The sequence below is a fragment of the Variovorax sp. H27-G14 genome, assembly GCF_046156345.1.
In the GTDB taxonomy this organism is placed as follows: Bacteria; Pseudomonadota; Gammaproteobacteria; order Burkholderiales; family Burkholderiaceae_C; genus Variovorax.
In genome coordinates, this window is the sequence record NZ_JAYLVN010000003.1 from 582024 (window position 1) to 601567 (window position 19544).

17 protein-coding genes and 1 tRNA gene are annotated in these 19544 nt (G+C 64.6%); 6 read left to right on the forward strand and 12 right to left on the reverse strand.

Annotation, left to right across the window (positions count from 1 at the left end; all coding sequences use genetic code 11):
• Nucleotides 1-17: 17 nt before the first annotated feature.
• Nucleotides 18-1364 (reverse strand): amino-acid N-acetyltransferase, encoded by a 1347-nt coding sequence (gene argA / locus VLK31_RS11745; RefSeq protein WP_409168564.1) that lies wholly within the window; start codon nucleotides 1362-1364, stop codon nucleotides 18-20.
• A 179-nt stretch (nucleotides 1365-1543) separates the two neighbouring features.
• Between argA and hrpA the strand changes: the two genes are divergently transcribed.
• Nucleotides 1544-5407, forward strand: a complete 3864-nt coding sequence (gene hrpA / locus VLK31_RS11750) for an ATP-dependent RNA helicase HrpA (protein ID WP_409168565.1) — start codon at nucleotides 1544-1546, stop codon at nucleotides 5405-5407.
• 93 nt (nucleotides 5408-5500) lie between these two features.
• Here hrpA and VLK31_RS11755 read toward each other — a convergent pair whose 3' ends face one another.
• The 6 genes from VLK31_RS11755 to lptF all read right to left on the reverse strand — a co-directional run bounded on the left by VLK31_RS11755 (nucleotide 5501) and on the right by lptF (nucleotide 10629).
• Nucleotides 5501-5659: a DUF3309 family protein gene (locus VLK31_RS11755; protein WP_409168566.1), complete on the reverse strand. Its 159-nt coding sequence runs from the start codon at nucleotides 5657-5659 to the stop codon at nucleotides 5501-5503.
• Nucleotides 5660-5826: 167 nt separating this feature from the next.
• Nucleotides 5827-7017, reverse strand: a complete 1191-nt coding sequence (locus VLK31_RS11760; RefSeq protein WP_409168567.1) for a pyridoxal phosphate-dependent aminotransferase — start codon at nucleotides 7015-7017, stop codon at nucleotides 5827-5829.
• Nucleotides 7014-7955 carry a CysB family HTH-type transcriptional regulator gene (locus VLK31_RS11765; protein WP_409168568.1) on the reverse strand — a complete coding sequence of 314 codons (942 nt, stop codon included), beginning with the start codon at nucleotides 7953-7955 and terminating at the stop codon, nucleotides 7014-7016. The genes VLK31_RS11760 and VLK31_RS11765 overlap by 4 nt, the downstream gene beginning before the upstream one ends.
• A 63-nt stretch (nucleotides 7956-8018) precedes the next feature.
• The gene (locus VLK31_RS11770) at nucleotides 8019-8396 is read right to left on the reverse strand and encodes a sirohydrochlorin chelatase (protein WP_409168569.1); all 378 of its coding nucleotides are present in this window, start codon (nucleotides 8394-8396) and stop codon (nucleotides 8019-8021) included.
• Between the two features lie 2 nt (nucleotides 8397-8398).
• On the reverse strand, nucleotides 8399-9511 hold the full coding sequence (gene lptG / locus VLK31_RS11775; RefSeq protein WP_409168570.1) for an LPS export ABC transporter permease LptG: 1113 nt from the start codon (nucleotides 9509-9511) through the stop codon (nucleotides 8399-8401).
• Nucleotides 9508-10629 (reverse strand): LPS export ABC transporter permease LptF, encoded by a 1122-nt coding sequence (gene lptF, locus VLK31_RS11780; protein WP_409168571.1) that lies wholly within the window; start codon nucleotides 10627-10629, stop codon nucleotides 9508-9510. Before lptF ends, lptG begins: the two co-directional genes overlap by 4 nt.
• 21 nt (nucleotides 10630-10650) lie before the next feature.
• Between lptF and VLK31_RS11785 the strand changes: the two genes are divergently transcribed.
• The 4 genes from VLK31_RS11785 to VLK31_RS11800 all read left to right on the forward strand — a co-directional run bounded on the left by VLK31_RS11785 (nucleotide 10651) and on the right by VLK31_RS11800 (nucleotide 14342).
• The gene (locus VLK31_RS11785; RefSeq protein ID WP_409168572.1) at nucleotides 10651-12156 is read left to right on the forward strand and encodes a leucyl aminopeptidase; all 1506 of its coding nucleotides are present in this window, start codon (nucleotides 10651-10653) and stop codon (nucleotides 12154-12156) included.
• Nucleotides 12153-12593, forward strand: coding sequence for a DNA polymerase III subunit chi (locus VLK31_RS11790; RefSeq protein WP_409168573.1), 441 nt, complete (start codon nucleotides 12153-12155; stop codon nucleotides 12591-12593). The genes VLK31_RS11785 and VLK31_RS11790 overlap by 4 nt, the downstream gene beginning before the upstream one ends.
• 1 nt (nucleotide 12594) lies before the next feature.
• Nucleotides 12595-13005, forward strand: a complete 411-nt coding sequence (locus VLK31_RS11795; RefSeq protein ID WP_409168574.1) for a hypothetical protein — start codon at nucleotides 12595-12597, stop codon at nucleotides 13003-13005.
• A 122-nt stretch (nucleotides 13006-13127) separates the two neighbouring features.
• Nucleotides 13128-14342, forward strand: coding sequence for a branched-chain amino acid ABC transporter substrate-binding protein (locus VLK31_RS11800; protein WP_409168575.1), 1215 nt, complete (start codon nucleotides 13128-13130; stop codon nucleotides 14340-14342).
• Nucleotides 14343-14433: 91 nt separating this feature from the next.
• Here VLK31_RS11800 and VLK31_RS11805 read toward each other — a convergent pair whose 3' ends face one another.
• From VLK31_RS11805 to VLK31_RS11825, 5 genes are all read right to left on the reverse strand, one after another.
• Nucleotides 14434-14823: a response regulator gene (locus VLK31_RS11805; RefSeq protein ID WP_409168576.1), complete on the reverse strand. Its 390-nt coding sequence runs from the start codon at nucleotides 14821-14823 to the stop codon at nucleotides 14434-14436.
• A gap of 100 nt (nucleotides 14824-14923) precedes the next feature.
• Entirely contained in the window at nucleotides 14924-15280 is a 357-nt protein-coding gene (locus VLK31_RS11810) for a hypothetical protein (RefSeq protein WP_409168577.1), read from the reverse strand.
• A 198-nt stretch (nucleotides 15281-15478) separates the two neighbouring features.
• Nucleotides 15479-15569 (reverse strand) — tRNA-Ser (locus VLK31_RS11815).
• 25 nt (nucleotides 15570-15594) lie between these two features.
• Nucleotides 15595-16524, reverse strand: coding sequence for an SPFH domain-containing protein (locus VLK31_RS11820; RefSeq protein WP_409168578.1), 930 nt, complete (start codon nucleotides 16522-16524; stop codon nucleotides 15595-15597).
• Between the two features lie 51 nt (nucleotides 16525-16575).
• A complete protein-coding gene (locus VLK31_RS11825; RefSeq protein WP_409168579.1) occupies nucleotides 16576-17001 on the reverse strand; it encodes an NfeD family protein in 426 nt (141 codons plus the stop codon).
• A 210-nt stretch (nucleotides 17002-17211) separates the two neighbouring features.
• Between VLK31_RS11825 and VLK31_RS11830 the strand changes: the two genes are divergently transcribed.
• A complete protein-coding gene (locus VLK31_RS11830; protein ID WP_409168580.1) occupies nucleotides 17212-19512 on the forward strand; it encodes an Orn/Lys/Arg decarboxylase N-terminal domain-containing protein in 2301 nt (766 codons plus the stop codon).
• The last annotated feature ends 32 nt before the right edge of the window (nucleotides 19513-19544 follow it).

Sequence of the window (19544 nt, forward strand, 5' to 3'; positions counted from 1 at the left end):
GTGGGTTCCCCGGTTTGTCAGATCTTCTTGACCAGCACCTGGCTCTTGCGGTCCCAGTTGTACTTGCGCTTGCGCGCTTCGGGCAGCCAGTCGGGGTTGACCTGCTGGAAGCCGCGCTTGAGAAACCAGTGCATCGTGCGCGTGGTGAGCACGAAGATGCTGTCCAGCCCCATCGACTTGGCGCGGTGCTCGATGCGCTTCAATATTCGCTCGCCGTCGCCCTGCGACTGCGACAGCGGGGACACCGTCAGCGCGGCCATCTCGGCGGTTTTTTCCTCGGGGTAGGGGTACAGCGCCGCGCAGCCGAAGATCACGCCGTCGTGCTCTATCACCGTGTAGTGGCCCACGTCTCGCTCGATCTCGGTGCGGTCGCGCTTGACCAGCGTGCCGTCGCGCTCGAACGGCTCGATGAGCTGCAGGATGCCGCCGATGTCGTCCACCGAGGCTTCGCGCAGGCTTTCGAGCTTCTCGTCGATCACCATGGTGCCCACGCCGTCGTGCACGTACACCTCCAGCAGCAGCGAGCCGTCCAGCGCAAACGGCAGGATGTGGTTGCGCTCCACGCCGCCTTTGCAGGCCTTCACGCAGTGCTGCAGGTAGAAGGCCGTGTCGGTCGGTTTTTGCGCGGGCGGCAGCGAGGCGAGCAGCTTTTCGGCGGCGTCCAGCGGCAGCTCGGTGTCGATGGGGTTGTCTTCGCTTTCGGGCAGCTCGCTGTCCATGCGGATGCCTGGCACTTCCGTCAGAAAGATGAGCTTGTCGGCCTGGATGGAAATGGCCACGCTGGTCGCCACTTCTTCCATCGTCAGGTTGAAGGCCTCTCCGGTGGGCGAAAAGCCGAACGGCGACATCAGCACCATCGCGCCAAAGTCCAGCGTGCGACGAATGCCCGACGAGTCGACCTTGCGCACCAGGCCCGAATGTTTGAAGTCGACCCCGTCGACCACGCCCACGGGGCGCGCGGTGATGAAGTTGCCGGAGATCACGCGCACCGTGGAACCCGCCATGGGCGTGTTGGGCAGGCCCTGGCTGAAGGCGGCCTCAATTTCGTAGCGCAGCTGGCCGGCGGCTTCTTGCGCGGAGTCGAGCGCCACTTCGTCGGTGATGCGAATGCCGTGCGAGTAGCGCGCCTCATGGCCCTTGGCCGCGAGCTGCTCGTTGACCTGCGGGCGAAAGCCGTGCACCAGCACGATCTTCACGCCCATGCTCTGGATCAGCGCCAGGTCTTGCGCAATGTTCTGCAGCTTGCCCGCAGCGATCGCCTCGCCCGCAAGGCCGACCACGAAAGTCTTGCCGCGGTGCGTGTGAATGTAGGGCGCGACCGAGCGGAACCACGGCACGAAGGTGAAATTGAAGACGGTGGACATGGGGCGTGATTGTGCATTCATGAAGCGTCATTTGTCTGACTTGGCCAAGCACGCGCCGCGTGAGGTCAGCGCGCACCGCAGGGGGGCGGCGGGGCTCTGGCCGTGGCGGTGCAGGCTTTGGCCGCAGGCACCGATAATCGACGGTTTGCCCGCCGCGCCAGCCCGACGACTGCCTTCCCTTGACGACCACGACCCCCTCCGCTCCCTTGCGCATCGAATTCCCCGAATCGCTTCCCGTCTCGGGCCGGCGCGACGAAATCATGGCCGCCATCCAGGCGAACCAGGTGGTGATCGTCTGCGGCGAAACCGGCTCGGGCAAGACCACGCAGTTGCCGAAGATCGCCCTGGCGCTCGGCCGCGGCAAGCTCAATGCCGAGCCTGGCAAGGGCCGCCTCATCGGCCACACGCAGCCGCGCCGCATTGCCGCGAGTTCGGTGGCCAAGCGCATTGCCGAGGAGCTGAAGACGCCGCTGGGCGACGTGGTCGGCTTCAAGGTGCGCTTTCAGGACCGGCTGAGCCGCGACGCCTCGGTCAAGCTGATGACCGACGGCATTCTGCTGGCGGAAACGCAGACCGACCCGCTGCTGAAGGCCTACGACACGATCATCATCGACGAGGCGCACGAGCGTTCGCTGAACATCGACTTCCTGCTGGGCTACCTGCGCGAAATCTTGCCGCGCCGGCCCGACCTGAAGGTGATCGTCACCTCGGCCACCATCGACGCCGACCGCTTCGCTCAGCACTTTGCATCGGCCAAGGGGCCCGCGCCCACCATCATGGTGTCGGGGCGCACCTTTCCGGTGGAGCAGCGCTACCGGCCGTTCGAGGAGTCGCGCGAGTACGACCTGAACGACGCCATTGCCGACGCGGTCGACGAGCTCTGGCGCGACCCGCACAACGCGGGCGACATCCTGATCTTTCTGCCCGGCGAGCGCGAGATCCGCGAAGCTGCCGACCACCTGCGCCGTCACGTCAGCCACCAGCCGCTGTTTCGCAGCGCCGAGGTGCTGCCGCTGTTCGCGCGGCTGTCGGGCCCCGAGCAGGACCGCATCTTCGAAAGCCACAACGGCCGGCGCATCGTGCTGGCCACCAACGTGGCCGAAACCTCGCTCACCGTGCCGGGCATCCGCTATGTGATCGACACCGGCACTGCACGCGTCAAGCGCTACAGCTTTCGCAGCAAGGTCGAGCAACTGCTGGTCGAGCCGATCAGCCAGGCCGCGGCCAACCAGCGCGCCGGCCGGTGCGGTCGGGTGGCGAACGGCATCTGCATCCGGCTGTACGACGAGAAAGATTTCGACGGCCGTCCGCGCTTTACCGATCCGGAAATCCTGCGGTCGTCGCTGGCCGGCGTGATCTTGCGGATGAAGTCGCTGCGCCTGGGCGACGTGGCGCAATTCCCGTTCCTGGAGGCGCCGTCGCCGCGCGCGATTGCCGACGGCTACCAGCTGCTCAACGAGCTGGGCGCGGTCGACGACGCCAACGAGCTCACGCACACCGGCGCGGAGCTGTCGCGCCTGCCGCTCGACCCGCGCGTGGGCCGCATGATTCTGGAGGCGCGCACGCGTGGCGCGCTGGAGGAGGTGCTGGTCATTGCCTCGGCGCTCAGCGTGCAGGACGTGCGCGACCGCCCGATGGAAGCGCAGCAGCAGGCCGACCAGGCGCATTCGAAATTCGACGACGACAAGAGCGAGTTCAGCGGCTACCTGCGGCTGTGGAAGTGGATTGCCGACGCGCGCGGCGGCCACGGCGACGCGCACAAGCTCAGCAACCGGCAGTACGAACAGCTGCTGCGGCAGAACTTCATCAACATTCGCCGGGTGCGCGAATGGCGCGACATTCACTCGCAGCTGCTCACGGTCGTTGCCGAGCACAAGTGGCGCATCAACACCGAGCCCGCGGGCTATGAGCCGCTGCACCTGTCGATGCTGGCCGGCCTGCTGGGCAACGTCGGCTGGAAGCTGGAAGACGATGAGGCCTACCTGGGCGCGCGCGGCATCAAGTTCTACAAGCACCCCGGCGCGCATCTGAAGAAAAAGCCCGGCCGCTGGATCGTGGCGGCCGAACTGGTCGAGACCACGCGGCTCTTCGGGCGCGGCGTGGCCAACATCGAGCCGCAGTGGCTCGAACAGGTGGCGGGGCATCTGCTGAAGAAGCAACTGCTCGACCCGCACTGGGAGAAGAAGGGCGCGCAGGTCTCGGCGCTGGAGCGCGCCACGCTCTACGGGCTGGTGGTGTACAGCGGCAGGCGGGTCGATTTCACCAAGGTGGACCCGGTGGCGGCGCGCGAGATCTTCATTCGCGAGGCGCTGGTGGCCGGCCAGTGGGAAACCAAATTCGCGTTCCTGCAGGCCAACCGCAAGCTGGTGCGCGAAGTTGAAGGGCTGGAGCACAAGTCGCGCCGGCAGGACGTGCTGGTCGACGACGAGCTGATCTTCGCCTTCTACGACGCGCAATTGCCCGCCGACGTGGCCAGCGGCATCACCTTCGAGAACTGGTATCGCCAGACCTCGCGCGACCAGCCGCGCCTGCTGTTCCTGACGCGCGACGAGCTGATGCGCCACCAAGCCGCCGGCATCACGACGCAGTCGTTTCCGGCCACGCTGCGGCTGGGCGGCGTCGATTGCGTGGCCACCTACCTGCACGAGCCCGGCGACGCGAAGGACGGCCTCACGGTCAGCGTGCCGCTGTTCGTGCTCAACCAGGTGAGCGAAGAGCGCTGCGAGTGGCTGGTGACGGGCATGCTGAAGGACAAGATCCAGGCGCTGCTCAAGAGCCTGCCGCAGCGCCCGCGCTCGCGGCTGGTGCCGCTGCCCGAGTCGGCGAGCAAGCTGGCCGAGGCGCTGTCGGTGCCCGAGCTGTTCGGCAGCGGCTCGCTGACCGACGTGCTGCTCAAGCGCGTGCGCGACATGACCAGCATCGACGTGAAGCGCGCCGACTTCAAGCTCGACATGCTGGCGCCGCACCTGTTCATGAACCTGCGCGTGGTCGACGAGCACGGCCGCCAGCTGGGCATGGGGCGCAACCTGGGGGCGCTGAAAGCCGAGCTGGGCGCGCAGGCGCGCGGAGCGTTCCAGGCATTGGCGGGGCTCAACGTGAAGGCGTCGCCCGCGTCCCAGGCGCCGGCCGCCGACGAAGGGCAACGGCCCGCGAAGAATGCCGCGCCCGAGAAGGCCACGCCCGCCTTGCCAGCCGGCCAGCGCTACACCGCCTGGACCTTCGGCGAGCTGCCCGAGCTGATGGAAGTGCGCCGCGGCGCGCAGTCGCTCATCGGCTTTCCGGCGCTACGCGACGAGGGCGACGCGGTGACCATCGAGGTGTTCGACGAGCCCGCCGTGGCGACCGCCAAGCACCGCGCCGGGCTGCGGCGCCTGTTCGCGCTGCAGCTGAAGGACGCGCTCAAGTACCTCGAGAAGAACATTCCCGACCTGCAGAAGATGTCTGTCGCCTACATGCCGCTGGGCACGTCCGAAGAGTTGCGCACGCAGGTCATCGACGTGGCGATCGACCGCGCTTTTCTGCAGGAGCCGCTGCCGACCGACGAGTTCGCGTTCAAGAAGCGGCTGGAAGAAGGCCGTGGCCGCCTCACGCTGATTGCCAACGAGGTGGCGCGGCTCGCGTCGACCATCCTCGTGGAGTACGCGGGTGCGGCGCGCAAGATCAAGGACACCAGAATCCAGCCCGAGGCGGTGCAGGATGCCGCGCAGCAGTTGCAGCGCCTGGTCGGCAAACGCTTCATCGCCGACGCGCCTTGGACGCAGCTGCAGCACTTTGCGCGCTACCTGAAGGCGATCGTGCTGCGGCTGGACAAGCTGCGCAGCGACCCGGCACGCGACGCCGCCAAGCTGGCCGAGCTGAAGCCGCAGGACCAGCGCTACTGGCGCCTGGTGGCCGAGCGCAAGGGCGTGGTGGATGACCGCATGCTCGAATTCCGCTGGCTGCTCGAAGAGCTGCGGGTGAGCTTCTTTGCGCAGGAGCTGCGCACGCCGCAGCCGGTGAGCGTGAAGCGGCTCGACAAGGCCTGGGCGCAGCTGCAGACCTGAGTGGCTCGGGCGCTACAGGCGAAAAAAAACCCGCGCATGCGGGTTTTTTTATCGGCACCGTAGATCGGCGGTGCCGTATCGGCCGGTAAGGGCCTATATCCGTCCCATCAGCACAAGGATCAGGACGATGACGACGATCAGGCCAACGCCGCCGCTGGGCCCGTAGCCCCAGGAGCGGCTGTAGCCCCAGCTCGGCAGTGCGCCGACCAGTATCAGGATCAGAATGATCAGCAGAATGAACGAGAGCGACATGGTTTCTCCAGGGCAGTTGTTGTGATGAGCCCTGATGCTCGTTGTTTGCCGGCGTTTGGATCGCCGGAGAGTCGCCCCTTTGGTGGTCAGTGAACGTCCTACCGAAGACATCAATGGCCGGGCAATGCGCCGTCAGCGACCGCCTTCAGAGGCGTTTCAGAAGCGCTTCAGAGCCGTGCCAGCCGCTCCAGCGCCGCGTTCAGGGTCTCGTCTTTCTTGGCGAAGCAGAAGCGCACCACGCGCTGGTCGAACCCATTGCCGTAGAAGGCCGACAGCGGAATGGCGGCCACGCCAATTTCGCGGGTGAGCCACAGGCAGAAGTCGGCTTCCGACAGGTCGCTTACCGCCGAAATGTCCACGCACTGAAAGTAGCTGCCTTCGCTGCGCAGCAGCTTGAAGCGCGTTTTTTCGGCCAGGCCCGCGGCGAACAGGTCGCGCTTGCGCTGATAGAAGGCCGGCAGCTCCAGGTAGGGCTTGGGCTCGGCCATGTACTGCGCGAGCGCGTGCTGCATGGGCGTGTTCACGGTGAACACGTTGAACTGATGCACCTTGCGGAACTCGGCCATCAGCGGGGCCGGCGCGGCCACGAAGCCGACCTTCCAGCCGGTGACGTGGTAGGTCTTGCCGAAGCTGCTCACGATGAAGCTGCGCGCAGCCAGGCCGGGGAAGCGCGCCACGCTTTCATGGCGGGCGCTGTCGAACACCATGTGCTCGTAGACCTCGTCGCTGATGACGAACACGTCGGTAGGCGCGAGCAGGTCTTCGAGCTGGCGCATTTCTGCCTCGGTCCAGACCGTGGCGCTCGGGTTGTGCGGCGAGTTGACAATGATGGCGCGCGTGCGCGGCGTGAGCGCGGCGGCGATCTTGTCGAAGTCGGGGCGGAAGGTGCCGGGCACCAGCGGCACGCGCACCACGCTGCCGCCGGCCAGCTCGATGTTGGGCACGTAGCTGTCGTAGCACGGCTCCAGCACGATCACTTCGTCGCCCGGGCGCACCACCGCCAGGATGGCCGTGATGATGGCCTGGGTGGCGCCGGCCGTGACGGTGATTTCGGTCGCCGGGCTGTAGCCGTGGCCGTACAGCGCGGAGATCTTGGCGGCAATGGCTTCGCGCAGCGCCGGAATGCCGGGCATTGGCGGGTACTGGTTGTGGCCGGCGGCCATGGCAGCCGTGACGTCTTCCAGCAGCTTCGGGTCGCAGTTGAAATCCGGAAAGCCCTGACCCAGGTTGACCGCGTTCTTCTCGGCGGCCAAGGTCGACATGACCGTGAAGATGGTGGTGCCCACGGAGGGCAGCTTGGTGCCGACTTCGGGCGTGCGGGGCGTGAGGGGCGTGAGTTGGGCGTGAACTGTGCTCATAGCTCGTAGTCTTGTTGGTGGCCGCTCAGGGCCTTGGCGATCAGGTTGCGGTCCAGGCGGTCGCTCAGCAGCTCGGCGAACTTGAAGACGAAGTTGCGCAGGTAGGCGCTGCGCTTGAACGCGACCCGCGCAATGTTCTGGCCGAACACATGGCCCATGGGGCGTACCACGAGGTCGGCATTCGACTCGTCGCGCACCGCCATCTCGGCCACGATGCCCACGCCCAGCCCCAGGCGCACATAGGTCTTGATCACGTCGGAGTCGATCGCTTCGAGCGCAATGCGCGGCGAAAGCTTCTTCTGGGCGAACGCATGGTCGATGCGCGTGCGGCCGGTGAACGACGGGTGGTACGTGATGATCGGTTCCAGCGCCAGGTCTTCGAGCGAAATGCGCTCCTTGGCGGTCAGCGGATGGTCCTTGGGCAGCACCAGCACGTGCTGCCATTCGTAGCAGGGCAGCGTCACCAGCTCGGCGTAGCCGTCGAGCGATTCGGTAGCGATGCCGATCTCGGCAATTTCGTCGATCACCATGCGCGCCACCTGGTCGGGCGAGCCCTGGTGCAGGCTCACATTGACCTTGGGGTAAGCCTCGCGCAGGTTGGCCACGGGCACCGGCAGCACGTAGCGCGCCTGGGTGTGGGTGGTGGCAATGGAAAGGGTGCCGCTGTCTTGCGCGCTGAACTGCTCGCCGATGCGCTTCAGGTTGCCCACCTCGCGCATGATCAGCTCGATGCTTGCAATGACGTGCTGGCCCGGCTCGGTGACGCGCTTCAGGCGCTTGCCGTGGCGCGCGAAGATTTCAACGCCCAGTTCTTCCTCGAGCTCGATGATCGCCTTGGAAACACCGGGCTGCGAGGTATGGAGCGCCTTGGCAGCCTCGGTGAGGTTCAGGTTGCGCCGAACGGCTTCCTGAACAAACTTGAACTGATGCAGATTCATATCAAATTCCGTCTTATTACGGAATTCATTATGCCTTCGGAATCTATCGAAATTGCCGAATGTTCAGGATTTGATGGCGATTTTGGCCAGCAGGTCGACCAGTTCCGGCTCTTCACCCACGATGCGGGTCATTGAAATGTCGATGTTCGGCCAGGCTTGCTGCAATGCTTCAAGCTGGTGCGGCAGGTCTTCCCGCGCATGCTTGCCCACGCCCAGAAACAGCGGCACGACGCGAATGGCGCGGGCGCCGGCGTTGATCAAAGCCGCGGTGGCAGTGGCCAGGTCGGGCGCCGCCATTTCCATGTAGGCACATGCCACAAGCGCGTCGGGCGCGCGCGCCGTCACGCGTGCGGCCACCGCTTCGATGGGTTCACGCCAGCGCGTGTCGCGCGAACCGTGCGCCAGCAGCACGATGCCCTGTGCGTTTTTTCCGAATGTCATCGTCATCTTCGCAATACGAGCCAACTGAAGGCGGTGAGCGACATCACCGAATAGATCAGCCCCGGCGCCGCCGCAGTGAGCCAGGGTGACCAGTTGCTCAGGTTGCCCAAATAGCCGAACACGTTGTTCAGCAAAAAGAAGCTGATGCCGATCATCACGCCGCCGAATACGTACGTGGTAATGCCCGATTGGCGAAAGTGCAGGTAGGCGAAGGGCAGGGCGAGCACCACCATCACCAGGCAAGAGAGCGGGTAGAACACCTTGCGCCAGAACTCGATTTCGTAGCGCTGCGCGGTCTGGCCGTTGGCGTCCAGGTGGCGGATGTAGTCGAACAGGTCGAACGTGCTCATGCGGTCCGGTCGCAGCAGCGCCACCGACACCATCTCCCCGGTCAGCGAGGTAGGCCAGTTCAGCTGAGGCATCTTGGTGGTGACGATGTGGGCCTGCTCGGCGGAACTGCGCGTGTCGTACTGCTGCTGTTCGACGTCGGTAAGCATCCAGTGGCCGTCGTTGCCGATGGTGGCCGAGCCGGCGGTGATCTGGTTGCTGATGTAGCCGTTGTTGTCGAACTCGAAGATGCGCGGGTTCTTCAGCGCACCCTTGCGGTCGATGGCCAGCACGTTCACGGCAAACGACGTGTTGCCGCGCTTTTCCTTGAGCCAGGCACCGGTGTTGCCGGCCAGCGAATACACGCCCTGGTACTTGGCCTTGAGCAACTGGCCGGTGCGCTCGGAGGCCGGGGCCACGTAGTCGCCAATGGCGAATGTCAGCACCACGAAGCCGATGCCCAGCAGCAGCAGGGTGCGCAGCGCGCGCCACGGGCCCAGTCCGCTGGTGCGAAGAATGGTGTATTCCGAGCTTTGCGCCAGCCGCGCCATCACGAAGATGGAGCCGATCAGCACGGTGATGGGGAGCAGCTCGTACAGGTGGCTAGGAATCAGCAGCATCACGTAGACGAGCGCCTGCATGGGCCCGTAGTTGAGGCTGTCCGGCTTGCCGATGGACTGCAGTTCATCGACGAAGTCGAAGAAGAAGAAGAGGCTCAGAAAGCCGAGCGTGACAAACGCAACGGACTTCAGCACCTCCACGTAGATCAGGCGTCTTATTGTTTTCACGTGGTGGGTTCGATCTTGGGCAGGGCCACCGGGCTGGCGCGGTTTCGCCGGACGCGGTTGCCCCAGTTGTTCTGGCGGGCACCCAGCCAGGCCAGGTTGAGCAGCAGCACGCCGCCGTGCAGCACGACCATGAAGCCGACCATGCTGTAGCGCCCGGAGCTGATCCAGCTCTGGCCCAGGTTGAGCATGTTGTAGTAGACGACGAAGGCAAACAGCGCCAGCAGCAGGTTGCCGCTGCGGCCCACGCGCGGGTTTGCGCTGGACACGTTGAGCGCCAGCAGCACGAAATTGATGGCGGTCAGCAGCATGCCGATGCGCCAGGCCAGCTCACCGCGGCTGGGCGGGCTGGCGTCGGCGAGCAGCGCCACCGTGCTGAGCGCGCGCGGCGGCGTCGCGTTGTTCACCAAACCGTTGTTGCCACCGGCACGCGTGCCGTAGGTCTTGAATTCGCTGATTTTCAGGCCTGTGTTGGCCATCGGCTGCTCCAGTCGCTGGCCGCTGTTGAGCAGCAGGTAGCGCGAGTTGCCGATGTTCTCGATGCTGCCGCTGCGCGCCGAGGTGGTGATCTGCAGGTTGCGCTCGATCGACCAGATGAACACGTTGGTGGCCTTGGAGTTGTCCGGCGTGTCCTTGTCGATGAAGAACACCCGCACGCGCCCGGCGGATTCGCGGAACTCACCCGGCGACACACGCTCGATGTCGCTGCGCTGCTCGTACTGCTGGCGCATGCCGATGGTCTGCGAATTGGCCCACGGCCAGCCCACCAGCGCCATCACCGCGATGAGGATCAGCACCGGCCAAGCGAAGCGAAACATCGGCTTCACGAAATCCATGAGGCCGCGGCCGCTGGAAAACCAGATCACCATTTCGCTGTCGCGGTACATGCGCGAGAGGGTGCCCACGATGGCGATGAACAGGCTCAGGCTCAGAATGGTCGGCATGTAGCCGAGCACCGTGTAGGCCATCACCAGGAACACTTCCTGCGGGTTCACACTGCCCTTGGAGGCAAGCCCCAGGGTACGGATGAGCATCATGGTCATCACGATGGTGACCAGTACCACGAGGGTTGCTCCGAAGCTGCGGGACAGCTCCTTGCGTAGGGAAGAATGGAATAACATCGTTCGAGGAAAAAAAGGATTATGGACTTTCAACTCAAGACCCTCACCGTCGCCCAGGCTGCAGCCGAGAAATCCGATGTCCTGATCGTGCTCGTCGGCAGCGCTGCCCTCACCGGAAAAGACCCGCTTTCCGTGCTTGCCGCCAGTGCCCGCAAGGCCGGCGACCTGCCCGACAAGGCCGGCAAGCTGCTCCCCCTGTACCACCCCGAAGACGTCGTGGCGTCGCGCGTGGTGCTCGCCGCCATCGGCGACGGCAAGCCCGCGGCCGTGCGCAGCGGCGTGATTGCCGCGATCACCGCCGCCAAGGCACAGGCGCCCAAGCGCGTGGTCGTGGTGTTCGCCCAGCCCGCCGATGCCGCTGCCGTGGCCTGCGCCGTGGCGGCCACCGCCGACGCCAGCTATGTCTACACCACCACCAAGTCGAAGGCCGAGCCGCGCAGCATCCGCAACGTGACGCTGGGCGTGGCCGATGCCGCGGCCCTGACCGCTGCCTTCAAGGAGGCCTGCGCCACGGTCCAGGGCATCGAACTGGCCAAGGAATGGGGCAACCGGCCCGCCAACCACGCCACGCCCACTTTGCTGGGTGAAGCCGCCAAGGGACTGGCGAAGCTGCCGAACATCAAGTGCGAAGTGCTGGGGCCGAAGGAAGTCGAAAAGCTCGGCATGGGCTCGTTCGCCGCCGTTGCCCAGGGCTCGGCCGAGCCGCTGCGCTTCATCGTGCTGCGCTACCACGGCGCCCCCAAGGACCAGGCGCCCGTGGTGCTGGTCGGCAAGGGCATCACCTTCGACACCGGTGGCGTCTCGCTGAAGCCGGCCGCCGAAATGGACGAGATGAAGTTCGACATGTGCGGCGCGGCCAGCGTGCTGGGCACGTTCCGCGCGCTGGGCGACATCCAGCCCGCCATCAATGTCGTAGGCCTCATTCCGGCCTGCGAGAACATGAACGACGGCCGCGCGCTGAAGCCGGGCGACGTGGTCACCAGCATGAGCGGGCAGACCATCGAGGTGCTCAACACCGACGCCGAAGGCCGCCTGGTTCTGTGCGACGCACTGACTTACGCCAAGCGCTTCGACCCTGCGGCGGTGATCGACATCGCCACGCTGACCGGTGCCTGTGTGGTTGCGCTGGGTGGCGTGCGCAGCGGCCTGTTCTCGAGCGACGAGCCGCTGGCCGCCGCGCTGGAAAAGGCCGGCGAGGCGTCGCAAGACCGTTGCTGGCGCCTGCCGCTGGACGACGAGTACGCCGAAGGCCTGAAGACCAACTTTGCCGACGTGGCAAACATTGCTGGGCGTGCCGGCGGCGCCATCACCGCGGCCAAGTTTCTGCAGCGCTTTGCCGGCGACTTTGCCTGGGCGCACCTGGACATTGCGGGCACGGCCTGGAAGAGCGGGGCGGCCAAGGGCTCGACAGGACGTCCGGTGGGCCTGCTGGTGTCGTACCTGACGACCCGCGCGGCCAGCGCCGAAGCGGTGCCGCAGGCCAAGGCGGTGAAGACCCCGGCGCGAAAGGCCCGGTCCGCGAAGTGACGGAAATCGGCTTTTACTACAACGCGCCCGACAAGCTGAACTACGCCTGTCGGCTGGTTCGCAAGGCTGTGAATGCGCGCGGCCTGCGCGTGGTGGTGGTGGGCGACGCGCACATGCTCGACGTGGTGGATGCCGCGCTCTGGCAGCTGTCGCCGGTGGACTTCGTCGCGCATTGCCGCAGCGATGCGCCGGCCCATGTGGTTGCGCGCTCGCCGGTCGTGCTGTCGGTGGAAGGCGCCGACGCGGCGTCGCTGCCGCACCGCGAGATGCTCGTGAACCTCGGGCTCGAAGTGCCCGCGGGCTTCGAGCGCTACGAACGCATGATCGACATCGTGAGCGACGAGACGCAGGACCGCCAGGTCGGCCGTTCGCGCTGGCGCCACTACGCCGACCGCGGCTACACCATCCAGCCGCACGACTTCGCAAAGAGTTCCTGACATGGCCAGCACGCTGCGTACACCGCCCCGGTTCGTTCCCACGCTGACCACGGTGCTGGAGATGCCCGCGGAGCCCGCGCCGCCGGAGCCTGCGGTCGTGGAGCCGGTGCCCCCGGCACAGCCCGAGAGCGCCATGGCATTGCCGCCTGCGGCGCAGTTGTCGCAAGCCGAAATCGTCAGTCTCGAAGAGCAGCTTTTGCACCGCGTGCTGCAGCGTGTCGACCTGTCTTTGGAAGAGCGCTTGAGCGACACCGTGTCAGCTGCAATTCAGCATCAACTCGATGCCATGGTGCCGCGTTTGCGCAATGAAATAGAGGCTGTTTTGCGTGCGCTGGTCATCGAGGCAATGGCCGCCGAACTCTCTGAAAACCCAGGGTCTACGCCAGCTTCCGGCGCGCACATCCTCAGCTAAACTGCGCCGCAGGTCGCAAAGGCGTGAGGGTGCCGCTGGTCTGCGGCGCGAAACTTGCGAGGTTTGCGCGCCCGGATCACACGACCGGTTTTTTATTCTTTATCCAAGTTCTGGAGGTTCTCATGCAATTGAAATGGACTGCGGTCGCACTGGCTGCGCTCACGCTCGTGGCTTGCGGCAAGAAGGAAGAAGCTGCTGCGCCCGCCATGGCACCAGCGCCGACGGCTGCGGCCCCCGCTGCACCTGCACCGGCACCTGCCGGCGAAACACTGGTCGTCAAGATCGGTCACGTTGCACCTACCAGCGGTCCCATTGCCCACCTGGGCAAGGACAACGAAATGGGCGCGAAGATGGCCATCGAGGACCTGAACGCCAAGGGCCTCAAGATTGGCGACAAGACCGCCAAGTTCGAACTGATTGCAGAAGACGACGCTGGCGATCCGAAGCAAGGCACGGCAGTGGCCCAGAAGCTCGTGGACGAAAAGGTCAACGGCGTGGTCGGTCACCTGAACTCGGGCACCACCATTCCCGCTTCCAAGCTGTACAGCGACGCTGGCATTCCGCAGATCTCGCCGTCGGCCACCAACCCGAAGTACACGCGTCAAGGCTTCAAGACCACGTTCCGCGTGGTGGCTGACGACACGCAACTCGGCGGCACGCTGGGCAAGTACGCTGTCGACACGCTCAAGGGCAAGAACATTGCCGTGATCGACGACCGTACCGCTTACGGCCAAGGCGTTGCCGAAGAGTTCGAAAAGGCGGCCAAGGCTGCTGGCGCCACCATCGTGGGCCACGAGTTCACCACCGACAAGTCGACCGACTTCAACGCCATCCTGACCAAGCTGAAGGCCACCAAGCCCGACGTGCTGTTCTTTGGCGGCATGGACGCCGTGGGCGGCCCGATGCTCAAGCAGGTCAAGCAACTCGGCCTGAACGTCAAGTTCATGGGCGGCGACGGCCTGTGCACCGGCGAGCTGCCCAAGCTGGCTGGCGACGCCATCGGTGAAGACATGGTGGTGTGCGCTGAAGCCGGCGGCGTGGACGGCGACTTCAAGCAACCGCTGGAAGACTTCAAGGCCAAGTTCAAGGCCAAGAACGGCGTCGAAGTGCAGATCTACGCACCGTACGTGTATGACGCGGTCAACGTGCTGGCCGAAGCCATGGTCAAGGCCGGTTCGTCCGACCCTGAAAAGTACCTGCCTGAAGTCGGCAAGGTGCAATACAAGGGCGTGACCGGCCCGATCGCCTTTGACGAAAAGGGCGACATCAAGAACGGCGCGCTCACGCTGTACACCTACAAGGGTGGCGTGCGTACGCAGATCGCGGTTGTTCGCTGAGACTGGCATTCGCCAAAAGAGAAAAGGGCCTTCGGGCCCTTTTTTCATGTCTGCGTTGCAGGCAGTTCAGTGCTTTGGTTTGCGCGGCGATTCAGAGCGGTGCGAGGCCCGAAGGACGGTCGGTGTTGCAATACTCGATGAAAGCATCGAGGTCGCGGGACTTGTCGAACACGGCGTCAGCGCCCAATGCGGCGCAGCGAGCCCGGATGTCCGCGGTCACGTAGTTGCTGAGCACAGCCACGCGTTGCACTGCCTTGCGGGTCTTGCAGCCCGCGAGAACGCCCAAGCCCGAGCCTTCCTTCAGGAACAGGTCGACGATGAGCAGCTCCCAGTCGTCGGGATGGGCGTCGAGCCATGCAAGTGCATCGGTTTCGGTTTCAGCGAAGCCGACCACGCGGCCGTTGACGAGGTCCTCGAGTGCCGGGACCAGGTTGTCCCTGATGGTCTTGTTGTCCTCGACGAGGAACGTGATGAGGGCCATGCCGTGGTTTCGCTTTGAGAACCAATAGCGTAGCGTGCCTGATGCTGTTGCAGCGTAGGAGAAAGGATACGGACGCAGCGAGTCGCCGACGCCAACCCGTTCAGTCCGAGCCCTGGGCGAGGATCTTTGCCTTGAGCTTTTCGGTAAGCGCGAGGCTCTCGTCGCGCTCTGCGGTGACCTCGAGGCGTTTCTCGATTTCCTCGCTCAATGCGGCGTTGACCTCGGCGAGCTTTTCGGCGGACTTGGCCAGTTTCTCCTCGATCTGGCTGGTGTGCTCGATGGCCTGTGCCACCTCGCCCACCTGCACTTCCTCGGGCAATTCTTGCTCGAGCACCGTGCTCACGACGGCCAGATTGTCAGAGGCCCGCTTCACGTCTGCGGCGACCTGCTCGCTCTTTGCGAGGGTGCGGTCCAGCGATGTCGTGCCACGCGGCGAGATTTGGGGTTGTCCAGCCATCGAGGCTCCTTTGCGGGCTTGAAACTAAAACCTTTGGATGGTACCGCCGGACCAAAGGGTCCGGCATGCACGGCCAAGTTGTTGCAAAGCAACGCATGGCGCTGCCGATCAGATGACAAAAAAGCCCAAGGTGCTTGTGGCAACTTGGGCTTCTTGTGCTGTCTGCATGTTCGCGAACGGTTACGAACAATCAATCTCTGGCGGAGCAGGCGGGATTCGAACCCGCGGAGGGCTATTAACCCTCACACGCTTTCCAGGCGTGCGACTTAAACCGCTCATCCACCGCTCCTGAGCCTCAGATTATAGCAGTGAGATCAGCTCGGATTCGTCGGCTTGCCGACCTGGATCATGCGCATTGCCGATGCGATGAGCGCGGCGGTCTCGCTCATGTTGCTTGGCACGATCAACGTGGTCTTGGAATCGGCCGCGACCTTGCCATAAGCATCGACGGCGCGCTCGGCCACCTTCAGTTGCACGGCCTGCTCGCCACCGGGCTGGCGAATGGCCGCAGCCACGCGCTCGATGGCGTCCGCCGTGGCGGTGGCCACCGCGGTGATTGCGGCGGCTTCACCTTGCGCGTTATTGATCTGCGCCTGCTTCTCGCCTTCGGAGCGGGCGATGAAAGCCTCGCGCTCACCGGTGGCGATGTTGATCTGCTCCTGGCGGCGGCCTTCAGATGCTGCAATCAGCGCGCGCTTGCCGCGCTCGGCGGTGATCTGCGCCTGCATGGCCAGCAAGATTTCCTTCGGCGGCGTCAGGTCCTTGATTTCGTAGCGCAGCACCTTCACGCCCCAGTTCAGCGCCGCTTCGTCGATGGCGGCCACCACCTGCGCGTTGATCACGTCGCGCTCCTCAAAGGTCTTGTCCAGCTCGAGCTTGCCGATCACGCTGCGCAGCGAGGTCTGTGCGAGCTGCGTCACTGCCACGATGTAGTTCGACGAGCCGTAGCTCGCGCGCATCGGGTCGGTCACCTGGAAGTACAGGATGCCGTCTACCTGCAGCTGGGTGTTGTCGCGCGTGATGCAGATCTGGCTCGGCACGTCGAGCGGAATTTCCTTCAGGCTGTGCTTGTAGGCCACCCGGTCGATGAACGGAATCAGGAAGTTGGGGCCGGGCGTCATGGTGCTGTGGTACTTGCCCAGGCGCTCGCGCACCCAGGCGTTCTGCTGCGGCACGAACTTCACCGACTGGCTGATGAAGATGATCGCAATGACCAGGATGATGATGGGGACCGAAAATTCCATGGTGCGCTTCCTTTTCTGAATGCTCTGACTGCTTTGAATTCGATGGACTGACTAGACCTTGTCGACGACCAGGCGGCTGCCGATCACCTCGACCACGCGGTGCTCGCCGGTGGCAGGCGTTTGGCCCGCGCGGTGAACGACTGTCCACTGCGCGCCACGGTAGCGCACGGTGCCAGTGCCGTCGGCGTTCCAGGCATCCACATGCACGCTTTCGCCGATGTCGAGGTTCACGTCGCGGTTGGTGCCGGTGCGTGCCGCGGGCGGGCGCTTGCGCTGCACCGAATACCAGATCAGCACCGCGCCCACGCCGATCACCGCCGCCACGATCAACTGCGTGACGGTGCCAAAGCCCAGGTGCGCCGAGATCGCGGCGGCCGCGAAGCCGGCGGCGAGCAACAGCAGGTAGACCGTGCCCGAGAGCAACTCGATCACGATGGCGGCTCCCGCAATCAGCCACCATAAGGTGGAATTCGCCATGTCGACTCCTCTTTTGCTTGTTTGATGCGCGTCATTCTGCTGCATGAAGCCCAAGCGCTTGTCCTGCGTAGGGGTACTGGCGCCAGGGAAGGGGCCTTGCCCGACAGGCCCGAATGTCTTGCGCGAAGCTGACCGAATTCGTCATTCGAATTCCGTACACTTCGCGCCTCGTATTCCTGTCTGTCTGCCTGCCCGTCCGGAGCCCCGCTCATGAAATTTCGCTTTCCCATCGTCATCATCGACGAGGACTTCCGCTCCGAAAACACTTCGGGCCTTGGCATTCGCGCGCTCGCGCAGGCCTTCGAGAGCGAGGGCTTCGAGGTGCTGGGCGTCACGAGCTACGGCGACTTGAGCCAGTTCGCGCAGCAACAAAGCCGCGCCAGCGCCTTCATCCTGTCGATCGACGACGAAGAGTTCACCGTCGGCCCCGACCTCGACCCGGCCGTGCTGAACCTGCGCACCTTCATCGGCGAAGTGCGGCGCAAGAACGCGGACGTGCCGATCTACATCTACGGCGAGACCAAGACCGCGCGCCACATTCCGAACGACATCCTGCGCGAGCTGCATGGCTTCATCCACATGTTCGAGGACACCCCCGAATTTGTGGCGCGCCACATCATTCGCGAGGCCAAGAGCTACCTGGAAGGCGTGCAGCCGCCGTTCTTCAAGGCGCTGATCGACTACGCCGAAGACGGCTCCTATTCCTGGCACTGCCCGGGCCACTCGGGCGGCGTGGCGTTCCTCAAGAGCCCGGTGGGCCGCATGTTCCATCAGTTCTTCGGCGAGAACATGCTGCGTGCCGACGTCTGCAACGCGGTGGAAGAACTGGGCCAGCTGCTCGACCACACCGGCCCGGTGGCGGCCAGCGAGCGCAACGCGGCGCGCATCTTCAATGCCGACCATTGCTTCTTCGTGACCAACGGCACTAGCACCAGCAACAAGATGGTGTGGCACCACACGGTGGCGCCCGACGACGTGGTGGTGGTCGACCGCAACTGCCACAAGTCGATCCTGCACGCGATCATCATGACGGGCGCGATTCCGGTGTTCATGAAGCCTACGCGCAACCACTTCGGCATCATCGGCCCGATTCCGAAGAGCGAGTTCGAGATCGATGCGATCAAGGCCAAGATCAAGGCCAACCCCTTGCTTTCGCATGTGAATCCCGAGACGGTGAAGCCGCGCGTGATGACGCTCACGCAGTCGACCTACGACGGCGTGATCTACAACACCGAGACCATCAAGAGCATGCTCGACGGCTACGTCGACACGCTGCACTTCGACGAGGCCTGGTTGCCGCACGCGGCCTTCCATCCGTTCTACGGCGCCTACCACGCGATGGGCAAGCGCCGCGTGCGCCCGAAGGATTCGCTGGTGTTTGCCACGCAGTCCACCCACAAGCTGCTGGCCGGTATCAGCCAGGCCAGCCATGTGCTGGTGCAGGACTCGCAGAACCGCGCGCTCGACCGCGACCTGTTCAACGAGGCCTACCTGATGCACTCGTCAACCAGCCCGCAGTACGCCATCATTGCCAGCTGCGACGTGGCTGCCGCCATGATGGAGCCGCCCGGCGGCACCGCGCTGGTGGAAGAAAGCATTCTTGAAGCGCTCGACTTCCGCCGCGCCATGCGCAAGGTGGAAGAAGAGTTCGGCAAGGACGAGTGGTGGTTCAAGGTGTGGGGCCCCGAGAAGCTGGTCGACGAAGGCATCGGCCGTGCCGAAGACTGGATCATGAAGGGCGAGAAGGAAGCGACCAAGCGCAAAACCAAGAGCTCGCCGCGCAACTGGCACGGCTTTGGCGACCTGGCCGACGGCTTCAACATGCTCGACCCGATCAAGTCGACCATCGTCACGCCCGGCCTTGACCTCGAAGGCAACTTCTCCGAGACCGGCATTCCGGCCAGCGTGGTGACCAAGTTCCTGGCCGAGCACGGCGTGATCGTCGAGAAGACGGGCCTGTACAGCTTCTTCATCATGTTCACCATCGGCATCACCAAGGGCCGCTGGAACACGCTGCTCACGGCGCTGCAGCAGTTCAAGGACGACTACGCGCGCAACCAGCCGATGTGGCGCATCCTTCCCGAGTTCTGCCAGCAGCACCCGGGCTACGAGAAGCTCGGCCTGCGCGACCTGTGCCAGCACATCCACAAGCTGTATGCGCGCTACGACGTGGCACGCCTCACGACCGAGATGTACCTGAGCGACCTGACGCCGGCCATGAAGCCCAGCGACGCCTTCGCCCACATCGCGCACCGCAAGACCGAGCGCGTGGAGATCGACGAGCTCGAAGGCCGCATCACCACCAGCCTGATCACGCCGTACCCACCGGGCATTCCGCTGCTCATTCCGGGCGAAGTGTTCAACAAGAAGATCGTCGACTACCTGCGGTTCTCGCGCGAGTTCAACACGCAGTGCCCGGGCTTCGAAACCGACATCCACGGCCTTGTGGCGCGCATCGACGAGACGGGCAAGAAGCGTTACTACGCGGACTGCGTGCGGCAGCCGGCGTAAGGCAAGCACCAAGGCAAGCAACTGGGCGAGGG